This window comes from Micromonospora sp. NBRC 110038 (assembly GCF_020884815.1).
Classification (GTDB): domain Bacteria; phylum Actinomycetota; class Actinomycetes; order Mycobacteriales; family Micromonosporaceae; genus Micromonospora; species Micromonospora haikouensis.
On record NZ_BBOL01000001.1, the window covers coordinates 446,985 to 465,472 of the forward strand.

At 74.8% G+C, this 18,488-nt stretch carries 14 protein-coding genes; 11 read left to right on the top strand and 3 right to left on the bottom strand.

The window, feature by feature from the left end; genetic code table 11:
- The first annotated feature begins 84 nt into the window (after positions 1-84).
- The 8 genes from LPU61_RS01845 to LPU61_RS01880 all read left to right on the top strand — a co-directional run bounded on the left by LPU61_RS01845 (position 85) and on the right by LPU61_RS01880 (position 8,770).
- The gene (locus LPU61_RS01845) at positions 85-645 is read left to right on the top strand and encodes a helix-turn-helix domain-containing protein (RefSeq protein ID WP_229403885.1); all 561 of its coding nucleotides are present in this window, start codon (positions 85-87) and stop codon (positions 643-645) included.
- Positions 638-1,486 carry an SRPBCC domain-containing protein gene (locus LPU61_RS01850; protein WP_043962117.1) on the top strand — a complete coding sequence of 283 codons (849 nt, stop codon included), beginning with the start codon at positions 638-640 and terminating at the stop codon, positions 1,484-1,486. The genes LPU61_RS01845 and LPU61_RS01850 overlap by 8 nt, the downstream gene beginning before the upstream one ends.
- Before the next feature lie 194 nt (positions 1,487-1,680).
- Entirely contained in the window at positions 1,681-1,914 is a 234-nt protein-coding gene (locus tag LPU61_RS01855) for a zinc-ribbon domain-containing protein (protein ID WP_229403886.1), read from the top strand.
- A gap of 7 nt (positions 1,915-1,921) precedes the next feature.
- Positions 1,922-2,152 (top strand): hypothetical protein, encoded by a 231-nt coding sequence (locus LPU61_RS01860; protein ID WP_229403887.1) that lies wholly within the window; start codon positions 1,922-1,924, stop codon positions 2,150-2,152.
- Positions 2,153-2,267: 115 nt separating this feature from the next.
- Positions 2,268-3,656, top strand: coding sequence for an MFS transporter (locus LPU61_RS01865; RefSeq protein ID WP_229403888.1), 1,389 nt, complete (start codon positions 2,268-2,270; stop codon positions 3,654-3,656).
- Between the two features lie 11 nt (positions 3,657-3,667).
- Complete coding sequence (locus LPU61_RS01870) at positions 3,668-4,795, top strand: hypothetical protein (RefSeq protein ID WP_229403889.1); 1,128 nt, start codon at positions 3,668-3,670, stop codon at positions 4,793-4,795.
- Positions 4,792-6,327: a hypothetical protein gene (locus LPU61_RS01875; protein WP_229403890.1), complete on the top strand. Its 1,536-nt coding sequence runs from the start codon at positions 4,792-4,794 to the stop codon at positions 6,325-6,327. The genes LPU61_RS01870 and LPU61_RS01875 overlap by 4 nt, the downstream gene beginning before the upstream one ends.
- A gap of 148 nt (positions 6,328-6,475) precedes the next feature.
- Positions 6,476-8,770: a bifunctional diguanylate cyclase/phosphodiesterase gene (locus LPU61_RS01880; protein ID WP_199485981.1), complete on the top strand. Its 2,295-nt coding sequence runs from the start codon at positions 6,476-6,478 to the stop codon at positions 8,768-8,770.
- A 412-nt stretch (positions 8,771-9,182) separates the two neighbouring features.
- On the opposite strand, the gene LPU61_RS01885 is transcribed toward LPU61_RS01880, so the two are convergent.
- Both LPU61_RS01885 and LPU61_RS01890 read right to left on the bottom strand, forming a co-directional pair.
- Positions 9,183-10,712: an SLC13 family permease gene (locus LPU61_RS01885; RefSeq protein ID WP_043962123.1), complete on the bottom strand. Its 1,530-nt coding sequence runs from the start codon at positions 10,710-10,712 to the stop codon at positions 9,183-9,185.
- A gap of 46 nt (positions 10,713-10,758) precedes the next feature.
- The gene (locus tag LPU61_RS01890) at positions 10,759-12,312 is read right to left on the bottom strand and encodes a gluconokinase (RefSeq protein WP_229403891.1); all 1,554 of its coding nucleotides are present in this window, start codon (positions 12,310-12,312) and stop codon (positions 10,759-10,761) included.
- Positions 12,313-12,559: 247 nt separating this feature from the next.
- Here LPU61_RS01890 and LPU61_RS01895 point away from each other — a divergent pair, with 247 nt between their 5' ends.
- The 3 genes from LPU61_RS01895 (at position 12,560) to LPU61_RS01905 (ending at position 15,353) form a co-directional block, all read left to right on the top strand.
- Positions 12,560-13,756 (top strand): hypothetical protein, encoded by a 1,197-nt coding sequence (locus LPU61_RS01895; protein ID WP_229403892.1) that lies wholly within the window; start codon positions 12,560-12,562, stop codon positions 13,754-13,756.
- A 45-nt stretch (positions 13,757-13,801) separates the two neighbouring features.
- A complete protein-coding gene (gene yidD / locus LPU61_RS01900) occupies positions 13,802-14,176 on the top strand; it encodes a membrane protein insertion efficiency factor YidD (RefSeq protein WP_077936442.1) in 375 nt (124 codons plus the stop codon).
- 172 nt (positions 14,177-14,348) lie between these two features.
- Positions 14,349-15,353, top strand: a complete 1,005-nt coding sequence (locus LPU61_RS01905; RefSeq protein WP_229403893.1) for a serine protease — start codon at positions 14,349-14,351, stop codon at positions 15,351-15,353.
- 3 nt (positions 15,354-15,356) lie between these two features.
- Here the strand turns inward: LPU61_RS01905 and LPU61_RS01910 are convergent, their stop codons facing one another.
- Positions 15,357-18,419: a DUF3427 domain-containing protein gene (locus tag LPU61_RS01910; protein WP_229403894.1), complete on the bottom strand. Its 3,063-nt coding sequence runs from the start codon at positions 18,417-18,419 to the stop codon at positions 15,357-15,359.
- Positions 18,420-18,488: the final 69 nt, after the last annotated feature.

An 18,488-nucleotide genomic window follows, 5' to 3' on the forward strand; every position in this document is an offset into this window, starting at 1 on the left:
TGACGAAAGGGGACGGCCGCGCGGCCGTCCCCTTTCGTCGAACCTATTGACAAGAAGTTTTTGTACGTACAAACTGGTTTTGCCATGAGAGACGTCCTGTACCTCGAAGAGATGTCGCAGGCCGAGACCCTGCTCAAGCCGCAGCGGATCGAGGTGCTGCGGCAGCTCGCCGAGCCCGGCACCTGCACCGAGGTCGCCGCCCGGCTCGGCCAGACCCCGCAGCGGGTCTACTACCACGTCAAGCAGCTCGTCGCGGCCGGCCTGGCCGAGCAGGTGTCCGAGCGCAAGGTGCGCGGCATCAGCGAGGGCATCTACCAGGCCGCCGCCCGCTCCTACTGGCTCTCGCCCCGGCTCGTCGGCCGCATCGGCGGGCTGCGCCGGGCCCGCGACGAGCTGAGCCTCGGCCACCTGCTCGACCTCATGGAGGAGGTCCAGGCCGACGTAGCGGCGCTGGACCGGGCGGCCCCCGAGCTGCCGTCGATCGGCGTCTCCGGGGAGATCCGGGTGCCCGCCGAGCGCCGGCAGGAGTTCCTCGCCGACCTGCGCACCGCCCTGGAAGACCTGTTCACCCGCTACGGGGGCGCCGAGGGGGACGCCTTCAAGCTCGCCGTGGCCTGCTATCCCAAGGGAGAAGACCGTGACTGAACCGATGACCGTGCGCGCCCGCCTCGCCGCACCCGTCGAGACCGTCCACCGGGCGCTCACCGACCCGGCCGAGCTGCGCGTCTGGCTGGCCGAGCACGCCGAGGTGGAACTGCCCAAACGGTACGCGTTCTGGGGGCGCTACACCCCCGAGGGCGACGCCCCGCACCAGCGGCTGCTGCACGCCGACGAGCGCACGCTGCGCTTCGGCTGGCTGCTCGACGGGGTGGAGACAACCACCGAGTTCACCCTGGAGCCGGACGGCGACGCGACGATCCTCACCCTGCGGCAGAGCCACTTCGACTTCGCCGAGGCGATGAGCGGCAGCACGATCCGGGGCGTGCTCCAGACGTACTGGGCGCTGGCGATCGCCAACCTGGCCGCCCACCTGGAGGGCCGCCAGCTCCTGCCGCGCACCGACTTCACCTCCGCCGACCTGCGCGGGGAGCTGCTCATCGCCGCCCCGCTGGCCAAGGTGTACGAGTCGCTGACCGACTCGGCGCAGGCCAGCGCCTGGTTCGGCTACCCGATCGGCATCGAGCCCTGGATCGGCGGCCGGTACGCCATGGGCGGCTTCGAGTCCGGCTACGCGGCCAAGGTCGTCGACCTGGAACCGGGGCGGCGGATGTCGATCGACTGGGGCCCGACGGGCGTCACCACCTGGGAGCTGGCCGAGTCGCAGGGCAGGACCAAGCTCACCTTCGTGCAGAGCGGCTTCGACGAGCAGAACCCACCGTACGCGGCGTGGAGCGGCACGGTCGCGGGGTTCGGCGAGCTGGTCCGGTTCCACGAGCTGCCCGACTGGCGGCCGATCTGGCTCCCGGACCCGACCCCGGTCTCCTGACGCACCCGCTCCGGTAGCGGCGTCGACGTAGCAGTGGTGACCGGCCGCGCAGGCTGAAGATCGTGCTCGATCAGGGATCGAGTGGCTTCCGATGCCGGGCGAGACCACTCTTTCCCGGATTGAGCACGATCTTGTTTCTCCCGTTGGCAGGGATCACAGGTGCAAGGAGCGCGGCGGGTGGGTACTGCGGGGCGATGTTCTTCATATTCGGGCTCCGCACCAAGGTCGACCGGTCGGGCGTGGCGCAGCAGGTGTGCCGCAACTGCGGCAACCACGCCGCCCAGGTGATCAGCCGCCGGTCGACGAAGTTCACCCTCTTCTTCATCCCGCTGATCCCGATCCGCACCCGCTACGTCCAGCAGTGCACCTTCTGCGGCGCCCAGTACGACATCTCCGCCGCCGAGGCCGCGCGCCTCCCGGTGGGCTGATCCGCCGATGGCCCGCTTCCTCTGCTGGCTGATCGGTCGCCGTCCCCTGACCGACGGCCACCCCGTGACCGCCCCTCAGCCCGTGACCGTGCCCGAGGCCACCGTGCCGGAGCTGCCGGCGCGCACCGCCTCCCGCCCGCCCTGCACCCCGGGCCGCCGGCCCCGCCGCCGCGCCCGCCGTCCGCTGGCCGGCACCGTCCTGCCCCGCTCGCCCTGGAACCGCTCCGCCGACCGCTGACCCCTGGCCGGGCCGCCGCCCGCCTGCGGCGATGCGCTGTGATCTCCGCCCCGAACCCGGTACCGCCCCGCCGGCGACACCTAGGCTGGGGCCGCCGCGAAGAACGGGGAGAATCGTGCGCAACCATCCGGCCGTCGTGCTGGTCGCCGTCCTGCTGTCCACCATCTCGTTGCCGATCTCGCTGACCGGCGCGTCGGTCGCGTTGCCCGACATCGGCCGCGACCTCGACGCCGGGCTGGCCGGGGTGCAGTGGGTGGTGAACGGCTACAACGCCACCTTCGCCAGCTTCATGCTCGCCACCGGCGCGCTCGCCGACCTGCTCGGCCGCCGCCGCGTCTACGCCACCGGCCTCGCGCTCTTCGCCGTCGCCGGGCTGGCCGGCGCGTTCGTCGACGACATCGTGCTGCTCGACGCGGCCCGGGTGCTCGCCGGCATCGGGGCTGCCGCCGCCGCGACCAGCGCCGCCGCCCTGCTGGCGGGCGCGTTTCAGGGGGCGGGGCAGGCCCGCGCGTTCAGCCTGTTCGGCACGGCCATCGGCGCCGGCCTCGCGTTCGGCCCGTCGATCGCGGGGCTGCTGATCGAGGCGTTCGGCTGGCGGGCCGTGTTCGTCGTCCCCGCGCTTGTCGCCTGCGCGGTCCTCGGCATCGTGCCGCTGTTGCCGGAGTCCCGCCAGCCGCACGCCGGGCGGGTCGACTGGCCCGGCACCGTGTCGTTCACGGCCGCGTTGCTGCTGCTCATCTTCGGCTTCGTGCAGGGCCCCGAGTTCGGCTGGTCCGCCCCGGTGATCGTGGTGGCCTTCGTCGCGGCGGTCGCCCTGCTGGTGCTCTTCGTGCGGGTGGAGCGCCGCCGCGCCGCGCCGATGTTCGACCTGGCCCTGCTCGCGAACCCCCGGTTCGTCGGCGTCTGCCTGGCGGCGGCCACCATCGTCGCGGTGCTGGTGCCGCTGCTGGTCTACCTGCCGTCGTACCTGACGACCGTCGTCGGGCTGAGCCCCGGGGCGGCCGGCGGCACGCTGATCCTGCTCACCGCCCCGACCCTGGTGCTGCCCCTGCTCGGCGGCGCGCTGACCCGGCTGGTGCCGGCCCCGGCCGTCATCGTGTGCTCCGTGGTGGTGGTCGCGGCCGGGGCGGCCTGGGCCACCGTCATCGCCCCGGACAGCGGCACCGCGTCGCTGGCCGGGCCGCTGCTGACGATGGGGGTGGGCATCGGCCTGTCGATCGGGCTGCTGGACGCGATCGCGATCGGCAGCGTCGAGCCGGGGCGGGCGGCCACCGGCGCCGGGATGATCAACACCGCCCGGTTGGCGAGCGAGACGATCGCCATCGCGGTGGTCGGGGCGGTGCTGGCCAGCACCACCGCCGGTCGGCTCGCCGACCCGGGCTTCACCTCCGGCCTGCGTACGGTGCTCTGGGCGATGGCCGGGGCGGCGCTGGCCGCCACCGTCGCGGTGGCCGTGCTGCTCTGGCGCGGCGCGGCCCGCGCCGAACGGGCGCGGACCGCCTAAGGTGGCGTGTCGTGACGAGCACCGCGCGGCGACTGGCCGAGATCCGGGGCGGCGGTGCGCCGCGCCGGCACAACGCCCGGACGATCGCCGCGCTGACCGGCAACCCCGGCTGTGACCGCCGGGCCGTGCTGGACAGCGCGGGGGCCGACAAGCCGGGGCTGGCGGAGCGGGTCGGGTTCCCGGCCCGGTTCGGGCAGTCCCGCTTCGCGATCACCCGGGGCAACGCCTTCGAGGCGCAGGTCAAGGCCGACGGCGGGGCCGAGCTGCTGCGGCTGGTCGCCGAGCGGCTGGGCGTGGACCCGGGCGGCCCGGCGACCTGGACGGACCTGGGCGCGGAGGACCGCGGCGACCAGCCAGGCCCGCCCGACGCCACCGGCCGGGCCGCGCGGTCCCGCGCCGCGCTGGCCGCCGCCGTGCCGACCGGCGCGGACGACCCGGCCGCCCTGTTCGACCATCCGCTGCTCGGCCTCGACGTGGCAGGCCAGCGGGTGCACCTGGAACCGGACCTGGTGGCGGCCCGCCTCGCCGGCCGGTTCCACGTCGTGGAGATCAAGTCGTTCCCGGTGATCGACGGGCAGGCCGACCCGGGCAAGGTGGCCGCCGCCGCGATCCAGTCGGCCGTCTACGTGCTCGCGCTGCGCGAGCTGCTCGCCGCCGAGGGGCACGACGCGGCGCTGGTCTCCTCCGACGTGGTGCTCGTCTGTCCGCGCGACTTCGCCAACCGGCCCGTCGCCAGCCTGGTCGACGTGCGCAAGCAACTGCTGGTGCTGCGCCGCCAGCTCGACCGGATGGCCCGCGTCGACGACCTGCTGGCCCGGCTGCCCGCCGACTTCACCGCCGACCCGTCGACCGACCCCGAGCGGCTGCGCCGGTCGCTGGCGTCGGTGCCGGCCCGCTACGCCCCCGACTGCCTCGCGGCCTGCGAGCTGGCGTACTTCTGCCGGCACGAGACCCGGGCCGAGACGGCCGCGCTGGGCCGGCCCGTCCGCGAGGCGCTCGGCGGGGTCGCCACGGTGGCCGAGGTCCTCGCGCTGGCCGCCGGCTCCGACCCGGGCGCGCCCGGGCAGGCGGAGGCCGCCGCGCTGCTGCGGGCCGCGGCCCGGCTGCGCGCCGACGCCCTGGCCGGTCAGCCCGCATGAGTACGCTGCGCGCGCTCGCGAAGGCCCAGGCGCTCGCCGCCGGGGTGGCGCAGCCGGTGGCCACCGTCCGGCACCTGCACCTGTCGGACCGGCCGTTGGTGCTGGTGCCGTTGACGATGGCGGGCGAGGCGAACGCCCCCCTCGCGGCGCTGGTCGGCGACGCCCCCGACGCGGCCCGGCTGCTGATCGTGCCGCAGCCGCGCAACCGCGACCAGCGGTTCGCGTTCGCCGCCGAGCTGGCCGGGATCGTGCTGCCCTATCTGGACTCGTTCCGGGGCGACACGGAGGCGGTCGCGGTCGACCGGGGCCGCGACGTCCGGCACCGGTACGTCGACGCGCCGCAGCTCGTCGTGCCGAACCCGGGCGGGGTGACGTTCCTGCGGCTGTTCGGCCGTTCCACCCGGTTCCGCCGCGCCGACGGCGACTACCCGGTGCACCCGGCGGTGCCGCTGCTCGGGCGCTGGCTGACGTTCTTCGCCGAGCGGGCCGAGCAGCCCGGCTCGTCGGCGCTGCTGGCGCTGACCGACGCGCTGACCCTGCACTGGGCCACCGGGCAGAGCGCGGTGGAGGACCAGCACCTGCCGGCGGTGCTGGGCTGGCTCGACCCGCCGCCGGGGCTCACCGGGGCACAGGCGGCGGCCCGCGCCGAGGACCCGGCGCGCTGCCCGCCCGCCGGCCCGGCCACCGACCCGGAGTTCGACAACCGGGTGCTCGCCCCGGCCATCGCCGCGTACGCCGACGCGGCCGACGACGAGGCGGCGCGGCGGTCCGCGTACGCGGAGCTGGAGCTGGCGCTGCGCGGCCAGCTCGCGCCCACCTGGGAGCTGGTGTGGCGCGGCCTGGGGCTGCTGGCCGCCCTGCCGCCGGGGGCGCGGGTGGCGGGGCGGTGGGCCGGCGACCGGGACGCCTTCACCGGCCACGCGGAGCACGTCGACGCCGGCGGCGGGCCGCAGCCGCGCCGCGACGGCGCGGTGGCGGCGGCCGTGCGCCTGCACCGGCTGGAGCGGGCCGCGGCCTCGTACGCGGTCCAGCGCGCCTACGACGACCCGCTGGTGATGGCCGAGCACCGGCTCACCGGGGAGGCGTTCGTCGGGGACGTGACGCTCGCCGACCCGGCGCGGGTCGACGACACCGGCAAGCGCCCGGTGCTGCGCCCCCGCATCCAGGTGGTGACCACCGAGCCGGTGGCCGTGCCGGTCGGCGCGACGCTGTACTCGCCGGCCCGGCCCGGGCAGAAGGCGCGGGTGGTGTTCCTGACCCCGGCGGCCGACGGCAAGACCGAGGTGGTGCTGGAGCTCTCCGGCGGGATGGGCCGGGGGCTGACCGCGCCGCCGGGCACGGTGCCGGAGGTGGGGGAGCGGCTCTGCCTCACCACCCTGTCGGACGGGTTCCTGCCGGCGGGGTCGTTCCCCGCCCCGGAGGAGACCCCGTGGACGCACGGCGGCCCGCCGGCCGCACCCGTCCTCTCCGATCCCGCCCCCGGCCCGGTGGCCGGGCCGGCGGACGGTGACCCGGCGGAGGAGTGGGCCTGACCCGTCGCTCCGGTCCGGGGCCGCGCCACCGTCCTCTGTGCACCCGCCTGGCGGCCCGCCCTGCCGCTGGCTACGCTTTCGTGGTTCGCCGTCAATCACCGGTCCTCGCCGTCGAGGGTGCGCGCAGGAGAGAGAGCCGGACGACACTGTGCTGCCCCACGACGCACGTCCCGCCTGCGCCGCTCCCGCCGGGGCGGCCCGGCCCGGCCGGGCCGGGCTCGCCGTGGCCGCGGCGATCCTGCTCGTCGAGCTGACCTGGCTGGTCGCCGCCCTGCCCGGCGCGGCCCTGGTCAGCGACCTCACCGCGATCGCCGTGTCGGGCTGGGCCGGCCACGCCTGCGTCCGGGCCGCCCGCCGGCACCCGCCGCCGCTGCGCCGGTTCTGGGTACTGCTCGCCGTCACCATGGGCCTCGCCGCCCTCGGCCGGACGGTGTGGACGGTCCAGCGGCTCGGCGACGACGCCCTGCCGCACACGGTGCTCATCGGCGCGCTGTTCACCCTCGGCATCGGCACCGGCACCGCCGCGCTGCTCTGCTGCGCCGCCACGTCCCGCAACGTCGTCGGCCGCGCCCGCACCGTGCTCGACGGGGTGATCGTCGGGCTCGCCCTCATCCCGATCGGCTGGGTGGTGGTGTTCCGGGACATCGCCGACGCCGACCTGGCCGACCCGCTGCGCACCTTCGGGCTGCTCTACCCGATGCTCGACCTGATGCAGCTGACCATCCTCGTCGCGGTGGCCGGCCCGGCCCGCCCGATGTGGCGGCCGCTCGCCGCGATCGGGGCGAGCCTGGGCACCCGGGCGGTCGCCGATGCCGCGTACGTCTCCCTGTTCGCCCACGGCAGCTACGCCCCCGGCCATCCGATCGACGTGTGCTGGCCGCTGAGCTACCTGCTGATCGGCGTCGCCGCCCACTATCCGTCGCCCCCGGCCTGGGACGCCGCCGAGGAGGCCGTCGAGCCGCCGCTGCCACCGTGGTGGCGCGTCGCCCTGCCCTACCTGCCGGTGGGCGGCGCGATCGTGGCGGTGGTGCTGGCCCGCCGGCCCACCGGGCAGACCCCGCACCTGGTCTTCGTCGGCATGATGGCCCTGCTGGGGGTGCTCGCGCTGCGGCAGGGGCTGGCCGCCAACGAGAACCTGCGGCTCGTCGCCCGGCTGCGCCGCCTCGCCTACACCGACCAGCTCACCGGCCTGCCCAACCGGTTGACCTTCACCCGCCGGCTGCGCCGGGCGCTGCGCGACGGGCCCCCGGTCGCCGTCCTGTTGCTCGACCTGGACGGCTTCAAGCAGGTCAACGACCGGTTCGGGCACGTCACCGGCGACGACCTGCTGACGAGCATCGCCGGCCGGATGAAGGCGGCCGTGGCCGACGACGGCACCGTCGTCCGGCTCGGCGGCGACGAGTTCGCCGTCCTCGTCGACGGCGACCGGGAGGTCCGCCCCGAGCACCTGGCCGAACGGCTGCTCGACGCCCTGCAACCCTCGCCCGGCGAGGAGGAGGCCGGCGTGCACCCCTCGGCCAGCATCGGCATCGCCGAGTACGGCCCGCAGCACGCCTCCCACACCGACCTGCTCCGCGACGCCGACATCGCCATGTACGCGGCCAAGGCGGCCGGAAAGTCCGCGTACCGCACGTGCACGGCCGCGCTGCGGGAGGCGGCGGTGGGCCGCGCCGAGCTGATCGCCGACCTGCGTCGCGCCGTCGACGAGGAACAGCTGCACCTGGAATACCAGCCGATCGTCGACCTGGCCACCGGCGAGGTGCGCAGCGCGGAGGCGCTGGTGCGCTGGCGGCACCCCCGGCTGGGGCTGCTCACCCCCGCCCGGTTCCTGCCCCTGGCCGAGGAGACCGGGCTGATCCTGCCGATCGACCGCTGGGTGATCCACGAGGCGTGCCGGGCCGCCGCCACCTGGCGGGACCGCAACCCGGACGCCACCGTCGCGGTCAACATCGCCGCCGCGCACCTGCGCCGGCCCGACCTCATCGCCACCGTCACCTCGGCCACCGCCGGCGCCGGCCTCGCCCCCCGCGCGCTCACCCTGGAGCTGACCGAGTCGGCCCTGATCGAGGGCAGCGACGCCGTGCTCGACCGGCTGCGCCAGCTCCGCGAGCTGGGCATCCGCATCGCCATCGACGACTTCGGCACCGGCTACTCGTCGCTGAGCTACCTGCACCGCATCCCGGCCACCGAGCTGAAGATCGACCGGTCGTTCGTGGCCCGGCTCGGCGAGGACTCCCGCGCGTACGCCACGGTGGAGATGGTGACCCGGCTCGCCGACGCGTTCGACCTGACCGTGGTGGCCGAGGGGGTGGAGACCGACCGGCAGCACGAGGCGGTCACCGCGATCGGCTGCGTGCACGGCCAGGGCTGGCGGTACGGCCGCCCCACCGGCCTCGCCGGCCTGCGCGCCGCCCTCACCCCGGCGGCCCGCAACCGCACCTGACCCCGCCCGGCTTCCACCCGACGCGCCCCGGCTTTCGACGCGCCGCCCCCGGCTGTCGGCCCGCCTGTCGCTCGGCTGTTGGCCCGCCTGTCGCCCCGCTGTTGGCCTGGTCATCGCCCGGCGCAGGCCGGGGCTGGTCCATGGTGGACCGGCCTCGGTCCTTCCGGCCTCGGTCCTTCCGGCCCCTAGGGAGCTGAGTCGTTTACGACATCACGGTCGGGCACTGGGCGTGCGCCCGGGTGCTGGGGCGCTCCCGGCCGGCGACCTGTCCGGGGACCCTGATCTGAGTCATCCACGACATCAGCTCCCCAGGGAGCGCGTACCCGATCGCCGGCCCGGGTCACCGGGGAGGCGGCCCACTCGGCGCCCCGCGCGACGACCATCCGAGCCCCGGCCGGCACCGGCGATCAGGTCACAACAGCAGGTCGAGCAGCAGCACGCCCGCGAAGCCGACCACCGAGATGATCGTCTCCAGCACCGACCAGCTCTTGATGGTCTGCCCGACGGTCAGCCCGAAGTACTCCTTGACCAGCCAGAAACCGGCGTCGTTCACGTGCGAGAAGAACAACGACCCGCAGCCGATCGCCAGGGCCAGCAGGGCGACCCCCGGCCGGTCCATGGTCGTGGCGAGCGGGGCGACGATGCCGGCGGCGGTGATCGTGGCCACCGTCGCCGAGCCCGTCGCGACCCGGATGCCGACGGCGACCAGCCAGCCCAGCAGCAGCGGCGACAGGCTGGCGTCCTTCGCCGCGTCGGCGACCAGGTTGCCCACCCCGGCGTCCACCAGCACCTGCTTGAACCCGCCGCCGGCCGCGACGATCAGCAGGATCCCGGCGATCGGCGGCAGCGACCCGCCGAGCACCGACGAGACCTGCTTGCGGCTGAAGCCGGCCTGGAAGCCGAGGGTGAACATGGCCACGATCACCCCAGCCAGCAGCGCCACGATCGGGGTGCCGACGATGTCGAGTACCCGGCGGCCCGCAGTGTCCTCGGCCAGGGTCAGCTCGCCGATGGCCCGCAGCAGCATCAGCACCACCGGCAGCAGCACCGTGATCACCGCCGGCCAGAACTTCGGGGCCCGCCGGGCGGTCTCGGTCCCGGAGTCGTCCACCGGCGCGCCGGGGCGGCCCGTGCCCGGGTTGACCAGGTCGTCCTCGGTGAGCAGTTCGCCGTCCACGTCGGCCTGCCGCCGCCCGGCCGCCCCCCGCTCCGCAGCCCCCCGCTCCGCCCCGCCGACGGCGGCCGGCGTGCGGGTGGGCAGGAGCGCCTCGGGAATGGTCGCGGGCACGTACCGGGAGATCATGTTGCCGAAGACCGGGCCGGCGACGATCACCGTCGGGACGGCGATCAGCAGGCCGAGCCCCAGCGTGAGGCCCAGGTCGGCGTTGAGCGACGAGATCGCCACCAGGGGCCCCGGGTGCGGAGGCACCAGGCCGTGCAGCACCGACAGGCCGGCCAGCGCCGGGATGCCGACCTTCATCAGCGACACGCCGGTACGCTTCGCGACCAGCAGCACGATCGGCACCAGCAGCACCACGCCGACCTCGAAGAACAGCGGCAGGCCGATCAGGGCGGCCACCCCGGCCATCGCCCACGGCAGCCCCCGGCCGGAGACCCGGTCGACGATGCGGGTGACGATGCCGTCCGCGCCGCCGGACTCGGCGAGCAGGCCGCCGATCATCGCCCCCAGGGCGATCAGCAGTCCCACCCCGCCGACGGTGGAGCCGACGCCGCCGCTGAACGAGGTGACGATCGCCTCGGCCCCCACCCCGGCGGCGACGCCGAGCACGCCCGCGCCGAGGATCAGTGCCAGGAACGGATGGACCTTGCCCCAGGCGATCAGGACCACCACCGCGGCGATGCCCAGCACGGCCGCGACGATCAGTTGGGCGTCACCGGCGTCGGTGAGGGGTTCCGCCGGTGCGGCGAGCAGTGTGACCACGGTTATCACGACCTTCGGACGGCGTCCGTGCCGGCGGCACGGGCGATCACATGGGTGGGGCGGTGGGTGGTGGCTCCGGCGGGAGGCTCGGGGCCAGCCGCCGCAGCGACGTGAACGTCGGGACGAGCGCGTCGTACAGCTCGGCGTGCAGGGGCAGCAGCGCGGCGTACGTGGCGGCGGCGGCCGGGTCGGGGCGTACCGTCTCGTCGATGCGGACCAGGTCGGCGGCGACGTCGACGGACGCGATCAGGCCGAGGGCCTGCATGCCCAGCAGCGCCGCGCCGAAGCTCGACCCCTCGTGCCCGGCGGGGAAGCGCACCGGCAGGCCGAGGGCGTCGGCGAGCAGCTGCCGCCACAGCGGGCTGCGGGCGAACCCGCCGCTGGCCCGCACCTCCCGCACCTCGTTGCCGGCGGAGCGCACCGACGCCAGCACCAGGGCGAGCTGCTGGCAGACCCCCTCCAGGGCCGCCCGGACCAGGTGCTCGCGGCGGTGGCCGTGGGTCAGCCCCACGTACGCCCCGCGCGGCAGCGCGCTCCAGTGCGGCGCGCGCTCACTGAGCAGGTACGGCAGCATGATCAGCCCGCCGGAACCGACGGGGGCGCGGGCGGCCAGGGCGAGCAGTTCCTCCTCGGAGTCCTCGCCCAGCTCGGGGGCGAGGGCGTCGCCGGCCCACTGGAGCACGATCCCGCCGTTGTTGATCGCGCCCCCGACGACCCAGCGGTCCTCGGTCAGCGCATAGCAGAACACCCCGCCGAGCGGGTCCACGGCGGGGCGTTCGACCATCACCCGCATCGCCCCGCTGGTGCCGATCGAGCAGGCCACCACGCCCGGCCGCACCGCGCCGAGCCCCAGGTTGGCCAGTGGCCCGTCCCCGGCGCCGACCACGATCGGGGTGTCCGCCGGCAGCCCGGTGGCGGCGGCGTACTCGGCGGTGAGCCCCGGCAGGACCGTGGTGGTCGCCACGAGCTGCGGCAGCTGCTCCTCGGTGATGCCCGCGATGCGCAGCGCCTCGGCGTCCCAGGCGCGGGTCTGGATGTCCATCAGGCCGCTGGCGGACGCGACCGAGTGGTCGGTGACCAGCGCCTCGCACAGCCGCAGCAGCACGTAGTCCTTGATGCCGACCCAGTGCGCGACCTGCTCGAACAGCTTCGGCTCCTGCTCGGCGAACCAGACCAGCTTCGGCAGCGGCGCCATCGGGTGCACCGGGGTGCCGGTGCGCCGGTGCAGCGCCAGCCCCGACCGGGCGGCGCGCAGCCGTTCGGCCTGCCGGCTGGCGCGGGAGTCCGCCCACGTCACCGACGGGGTCAGCGGCTGCCCGTCGGGGTCCAGCCCGATCAGGCTGTGCATCGCGGTGCTGAACGACAGCCCCGCGACCGGCCCGGGCAGCTCGGCCACCACCGCGCGGACCGTCTCCACGACCGCGTCGAAGATCAGCAGCGGGTCCTGCTCGGCGTAGCCGGGCTGCGGCTCGTCCAGCGGGTAGCCCACCGAGTGGCTGGCGAGCTGCCGCCCGTCGGTGTCGTACGCGACGCTCTTGGTGCTGGTGGTGCCGATGTCGACCCCGATCACCACGCGCGGGTGCTGGTCCGGGTCGGCCACGGCTCCTCCTCGGCGTCGGCGGTGCCGGCACGCCCGCCGCGCCCGGCTGCGGAAGGCGATACCCAGTGATCCACCTCCCCACACGGTCCCCGGCAGGGAACATGAATCGACGCGCTGTCATCCACCCACCGTGCTGTTTGGTCCACCGATCGGGTGATTAGCCTGTTTTGGCGGGTCCGTCTGGTTCGTCGCTGCCGTTGATCCCGGTGACACCCCGGTTGGTGGCTCGCGCGGCGAAGGAGTCGGCGTGGCGAAGACTGATTCGACGGGTTCCACCTGGCGGCCTTCGGCGGCCCCCACGTGGCGGTACCGGTGGGCGCACCGGCAGAACGAGCGGCGGCAGCGGACGTACCGCGACGCCGAGCGGGCCTGGCGGCGACGCGACGACGAGCTGCGGCGGCTGCGCGCGGCGGCGGCCGACTTCGGCCGGCAGGCCACCGCCGGGGCCGGCCTGCCCCTGGAGTTCGCCCCCGGCGAGCGGGTGTTCTGGGCGCTGCCCGCCGTGCAACTGGTCGAGCTGCGGCACACCGCCGTGCTCCCCGCCCCCGACCTGTGCGTCGACCCCGGCCGGTCCGCGCTGCACCACCGCCGCCCCGACGGGGTCAAGGTCACCGATGCCGGCCTCGCCGTGCTCACCGACCGCCGCCTCGTGCTGCTCGGCGGGCGGGGCCGGCGCGACTGGGCGTACGGGAGGATGACCGGCCTGGCCCACGACCCGGCGGCGCCGGTCACGCTGATCCAGGTCCTCGACCGGCGGCGCACCTCCGGCCTGCTGCTGCCCGCCGACGCCGCCGCCGAGTTCCGGTTCACCCTCACCCTGGCCTTCGCCGAGGCCATCGAGCAGCGAGGCGCGGTCCTGGCCCAGCTCGACGAGCTGATCGCCGAACACGACCAGACCCGGCCGTTCCGCCCCGCCATCGCCACCCCCGCGCAGGCCCGGATCACCTCCCTCGTGCCGGGCGGCCGGCGTACCGTCGCGGTGGCCGCCGCCGCGGCGCTGCTGGTGCCCGTGGCGCTGTTCGAGTCGGACCCGCCGGTGCGGCCCGGCTCGGACGTCGCCGCCGCCGCCACCGCAGCGCCCACCCCCGGGGCGGCCGTGCTCCCCACCGCCCGGCCCGGCCCGACGGCGTCGCCGAGGCCGCGGCACGGCACCGCGTCGTCCACCGCCGCGTCGTCCACCGCCTTGCCGCCCGCCGGTCCGCCGGCCGCGAAGCGCGACCGGCTCTGCGGCGCGCCGGCCAACCCCTTCGGGTACGACTACTGCGGCGGCTCCCGCATCCGCCGGCCCGACGTGCGGGTCTGCGACTACTTCGACTGCGGGCAGGACTTCTGGGCCGGCACGGGCCATCTGGTGCAGTGCCGCGACGGCGCGCTCACCCTCACCGGCGGGCGGCCCGACGTCTGCGCCGCCCACGAGGGGCTCCGCCGCACCGTCTGGTCCTGACTCCTCCGTTCGGTCAGGTGGCGCGCGTGTCGCACCATCGTCGGCATGCTCAACCTCAAGCGGGACCGCCACCGCAAGAAGAAGCGGCGCGGCGTCGACTCCTGCACCGACTGCGACTGCGACGGCCCGGACTGCTGCGACTTCGGGCTCTTCTCGTTCCTGCTCACCCTCGGCTCGGTGGCCGCCGGGGCGACCCGCGCGCCGGTCGTCGACCGGGCCGGCCGGGCCGCGATCCTCGGCTACCGTCGGTGGCTGTCGCACCGCTGGCCGGGCCAGTGCCGTTACACCCCGACGTGCAGCGCGTACGGGCTGGCCGCCGTCGAGCGGCACGGCCTGGCCGTGGGCGGGCGGATGGCCGCCGAGCGGCTGCGCCGCTGCAAGCCGCACGTGCCCCGGGGCACCCACGACCCGGTCCGCTGACCGCCTCTACCCGGACCGCGGGCATCCGCCGACCGCCACTACCGGACCTTGGACAGTTGTCGTCCGCCCCCGTGACGACAGCTGTCCAAGGTCTCGTTGTCACTCCGGGGCGTGCGCCGCGCCAGGCGTCTGGCGAACCAGTTCCTGACATTTCGTTCCTACGCTTCCCGCCATGACATCTGAGCCAACTTCTGGCTGGCGCAGCCGCGCCGGCGTCGCGGGCGCGATCACCGTGCTCGTGACGACCACCCTGGCCGGGACCGCCCCGCAGCCCGTGGCCGCCAAGCCCGGTCCCGTCGCCACCCACGCCGTGGCCGTCACCGCGGCGGAGCAGCAGGCCGTGCTGGCGTACTGGACTCCGCAGCGGATCGCCGCGCTCAGGACCCCGTCGGCGGAGGTGCCGGCCGTCGCCGGGCCGGACGGCGCGCCATGGACGCGGGTGAACGCCGTCTCGCGTACCGTCGGGCGGCTCTTCTTCACCGACCACGGGGAGGACAGCAGCTGCACGGCGACCGTGCTCGACAGCGCCAACCGCAGCACCGTGGTGACGGCCGCCCACTGCGTGAACAACACCGACCTGATCGGTGAGGACAACCAGTGGTCGAGCAACGTGCTGTTCGTCCCCGGCTACCGGGACGGCGGCGCGCCGTACGGCATGTTCGTCGGTCGTCTGTCGGTGGCCCCCTCGACGTGGCTGCGCAACGACCAGATCGAAAGCCTCTACGACTCGTACGACCAGGCGTTCGTGGTGCTCCACCCGAACAGCGACGGACGCCGGGTGCAGGACGCCGTCGGCGCGGCCCAGCGCATCGGTTACGACGTACCCGGAGCGCGCGTGGTGTACCAGTTCGGCTACCCACGGGCCAGCTCGGACAAGGCCCGCGAGGGCCTGCCCGAGTACACCGGTGAACGCCTCGCCTACTGCACGGGCCCGGCGGTGGAGCAGCAGGCGACCGAGGACTGGCCGGAACCGCCCGGCCAGTGGGGCACCGAGTGCGTGATGGGCGGCGGCTCCAGCGGCGGCCCGCGGTTCGCGGACTTCGACCCGCGCACCGGGCTCGGTGTCGTGGTCGGCGACAACTCCCACGGCTGGCTCCCCGGGAAGCGCTACCTGGTGGGCCCGCAGTTCACCAGGGCGATCACCCAACCGATCTTCCACCGGGCGCAGCACAGCTGACGTTCATGCGGCGATGGCGCGGGCTGCCGCGTACAGGTCGGCCGGCAACGGATGCGCCAACTCCCAGACGATGCGCATCGGCCGGTCCCCGGTGTGCCGCCGGTACGCCATCGGCCCGGCGTACAGGTAGGCCGGCGCGCCGAGGTCCCGGTCCGGCACCCGCGTCTCCCGCACGAACAGGTGCACCGTCGAGCCGCGCGAGGCGTGGTGGACGTAGCGCTGCCCGGTCGCCGACGCCGCCGACGTGGTGCTCTGTGACTCCCACTGGAACAGCCGGTCGGTGACGGCCCGGTCCGCGTACATGGTGGTGGGGGAGTAGTGCCGCTCCGACTTGACCAGGGTGACGAAGAACAGGTCCGCCCGTTCGGACTCCAGCCACTTCACCCCCTCCCGCAGCGACCCCGGGTTCGGCATCCCGAACGCGGCGCACGCCTCGTTGCGGCTGTAGCGGGCGTGCACCCGCAGCGCGCCGACGGGCACGGTGACCCGGTGGATGCGGTCCCGCAGCACCCCGGCGAGCTGCCGCAGCTCGGCGCAGCGCGCCGGCTCCGCCCACAGCCGGGCGAGCCGCTGCTCCCGGTCGGTCAACGGGGCCTGCGGACCCCACAGGTCGAAGTGCAGCATGTCCCACAGCCGTCCCGGCTCCGGCCGCTCACCGGCCGCGACCCGGGCCAGCAGGTCCAGCCGGTCGGCGTCGTCCAGGTGCAGCATCCGCCCGATGGCCCGCCCCAACTCGCGGTCGTCCGGGCCGGGGGCCGGGGTGTCCAGCCCGGCGAGCCGCCGCAGGCCGGTCCACCCACCGATCGAGGCCGACCGGTAGACGTCCTCGACCTCGAGGCCGGTCTCCCGCAGGAACCCGGCGAGGTCGACGTCCCCGAGCTGACGCAGCTCGGCCACCAGGCCCCTCCTCGACGTGGGCAGGGCGCTGCGGAGGTTGGCCAGAACCACCTCCTTCGCCACCCGGTCCAGCTCGACGTGGCAGCCGCTGGGCAGGGAGGGAAAGTCCTGCTCGACCGCGTCCCTGACCGCCCGCCGGCTGACCCCGGTCAGGGCCCGCCAGCGCAGGTCGAACCGGAAGTTGGCGTGCTGCCCGCCGATGAAGTCCAGCACCGTGAGGCAGGGCTTGTCGTCGTCCAGGCGCAGGCCCCGGCCGAGCTGCTGGAGGAAGACCGTCGCGCTCTCGGTGGGCCGCAGCATCAGGATCGTGTCGACCATCGGCAGGTCGACGCCCTCGTTGAACAGGTCGACCGTGAACAGCACCCGCAGCTTCCCGGCCCGGAAGTCGCGCAGCAGGCCGTGCTGCGCCGACCGGTCCGCCCGGGACGTCACCGCCGCCGACGGCACGCCGTGCCGAGTGAACCAGTCCGCCATGAACTCGGCGTGCCCGATGCTCACGCAGAAGCCGAGCGCCCGCATCCGCCCCACGTCCACGGTGTCCCGCACGGCCCGCAGGATCAGCCGCGCCCGCGCGTCGTCGCCGGTGTAGATCGCGCCCAGCTCGCCCGGGTCGTACCCCTGGCCGCGCCGCCACCGCAGGTGCGACAGGTCCACCTCGTCGTGCACCCCGAAATACTGGAACGGGGCGAGCAACTGCCGCTCCAGGGCCTCCCACAGGTGCAGCTCCACGGCGGCGCGGCCGTCGAACCACCGCCGCACGTCGCCGCCGTCGGCCCGGTCGGGGGTCGCCGTCAGCCCCAGCAGTACGCGCGGACGCAGCCGCTCCAGCAGCCGCGCGTAGGTCGGCGCCTCCGCGTGGTGGAACTCATCGACGATCACCATGTCGTACGCCTCGGGGGCGATCTCCCGGCGGTGCAGCGACTGGATCGAGGCGAAGACGTGCCGCCAGCCCGTCGGCTCGCTCCCGCCGACCAGCAGCTCGCCGAAGCTGCCGTCGCCCACCACCTGCCGGAACGTCGACAGGCTCTGCCGCAGGATCTGCTCCTGGTGCGCGACGAACAGCAGCGAGTCGACCGTGCCGCTGCGGTGCAGGCGTCGGTAGTCCAGGGCGGCGACGACGGTCTTGCCGGTGCCCGTCGCCATCACCACCAGGTTGCGGTGCCGGCCGTGCACCTGCCGCTCCGCGTCCAGCTCGGCCAGGATCTCCGACTGGTACGGGTACGGCCGCACGTCCAGGTTCGCGATCTGCGTGCCGCCGTCGTCGGACCGTTCGCCGCGCAGCGCGTGCCGCAGCCGCTCGCCGTCCCGGCCCGGCTCGTACGCCTCGAACGCCGGATCGTTCCAGTAGTCCTCGAAGGTGGCGGTGAACGTGTCGATGACGTGCGGCTGCTCCACGTTGGAGATGCGGACGTTCCACTCCACCCCGTCGACCAGCGCCGCCTTCGACAGGTTGCTCGACCCGACGTACGCGGTGGTCAGGCCGTTGTCGCGGCGGAACAGCCACGCCTTCGCGTGTAGGCGGGTCGTCCTGGTCTCGTAGGAGACCTTGACCTCGGCGCCCAGCTCGGCGAGCCGGTCCAGCGCCCGCTGGTCGGTCGCACCGAGATACGTGGTGGTGATGACGCGCAGCGTCCCGCCCCGGCCGATCAGCTCGCGGACGGCCGGTTCGACGATGCGCAGCCCGTGCCACTTGATGAACGCGCACAGCAGGTCGACCCGCTCGGCCGAGGCCATCTCGTGGGTGACCTCGTGGCCGATGCGCGGCTGGTGGCGGCCGTTGACCAGCAGCGCGCCGGTGGAGAGCGGGGTGGTCGGGCGGGCCGGGAAGGTCGGCTGCGCGGGCGGGGTGGGCGGCGCGGCGATGGCGTGCAGCAGGTTGCGCGCGTCGGCGACCTGGTCGTCGGGGCCGGCCGCGTCCGGGTCGAGATCGGTGATGGCCTGCGCGATCCGGTTGGCGAGGTCGACCTGGCGGCGCAGCTTGTCGTCGCCGCCGGGGACGGCTTGCAGGGCACGGCTGATGAGGGCGGCGAGGTGCCGGGTGAGGGGCTGGTGGGCGTCGACCGGGTCGAGCGGGTGGTGCTGGACGAGCGCGGCATCGAGGTGGTGGAGCTGCCCGGCGAGGTGGTGGGTGATCAGATGCTCGTAGACGCCCCGCTCAAGATCCGCCACTCGGGTACGGTAGCCGCTCTCCGTGCTTGACGCAGCCCCTGCTGCAGGGTTGCAAGTCGTTGTCGCATT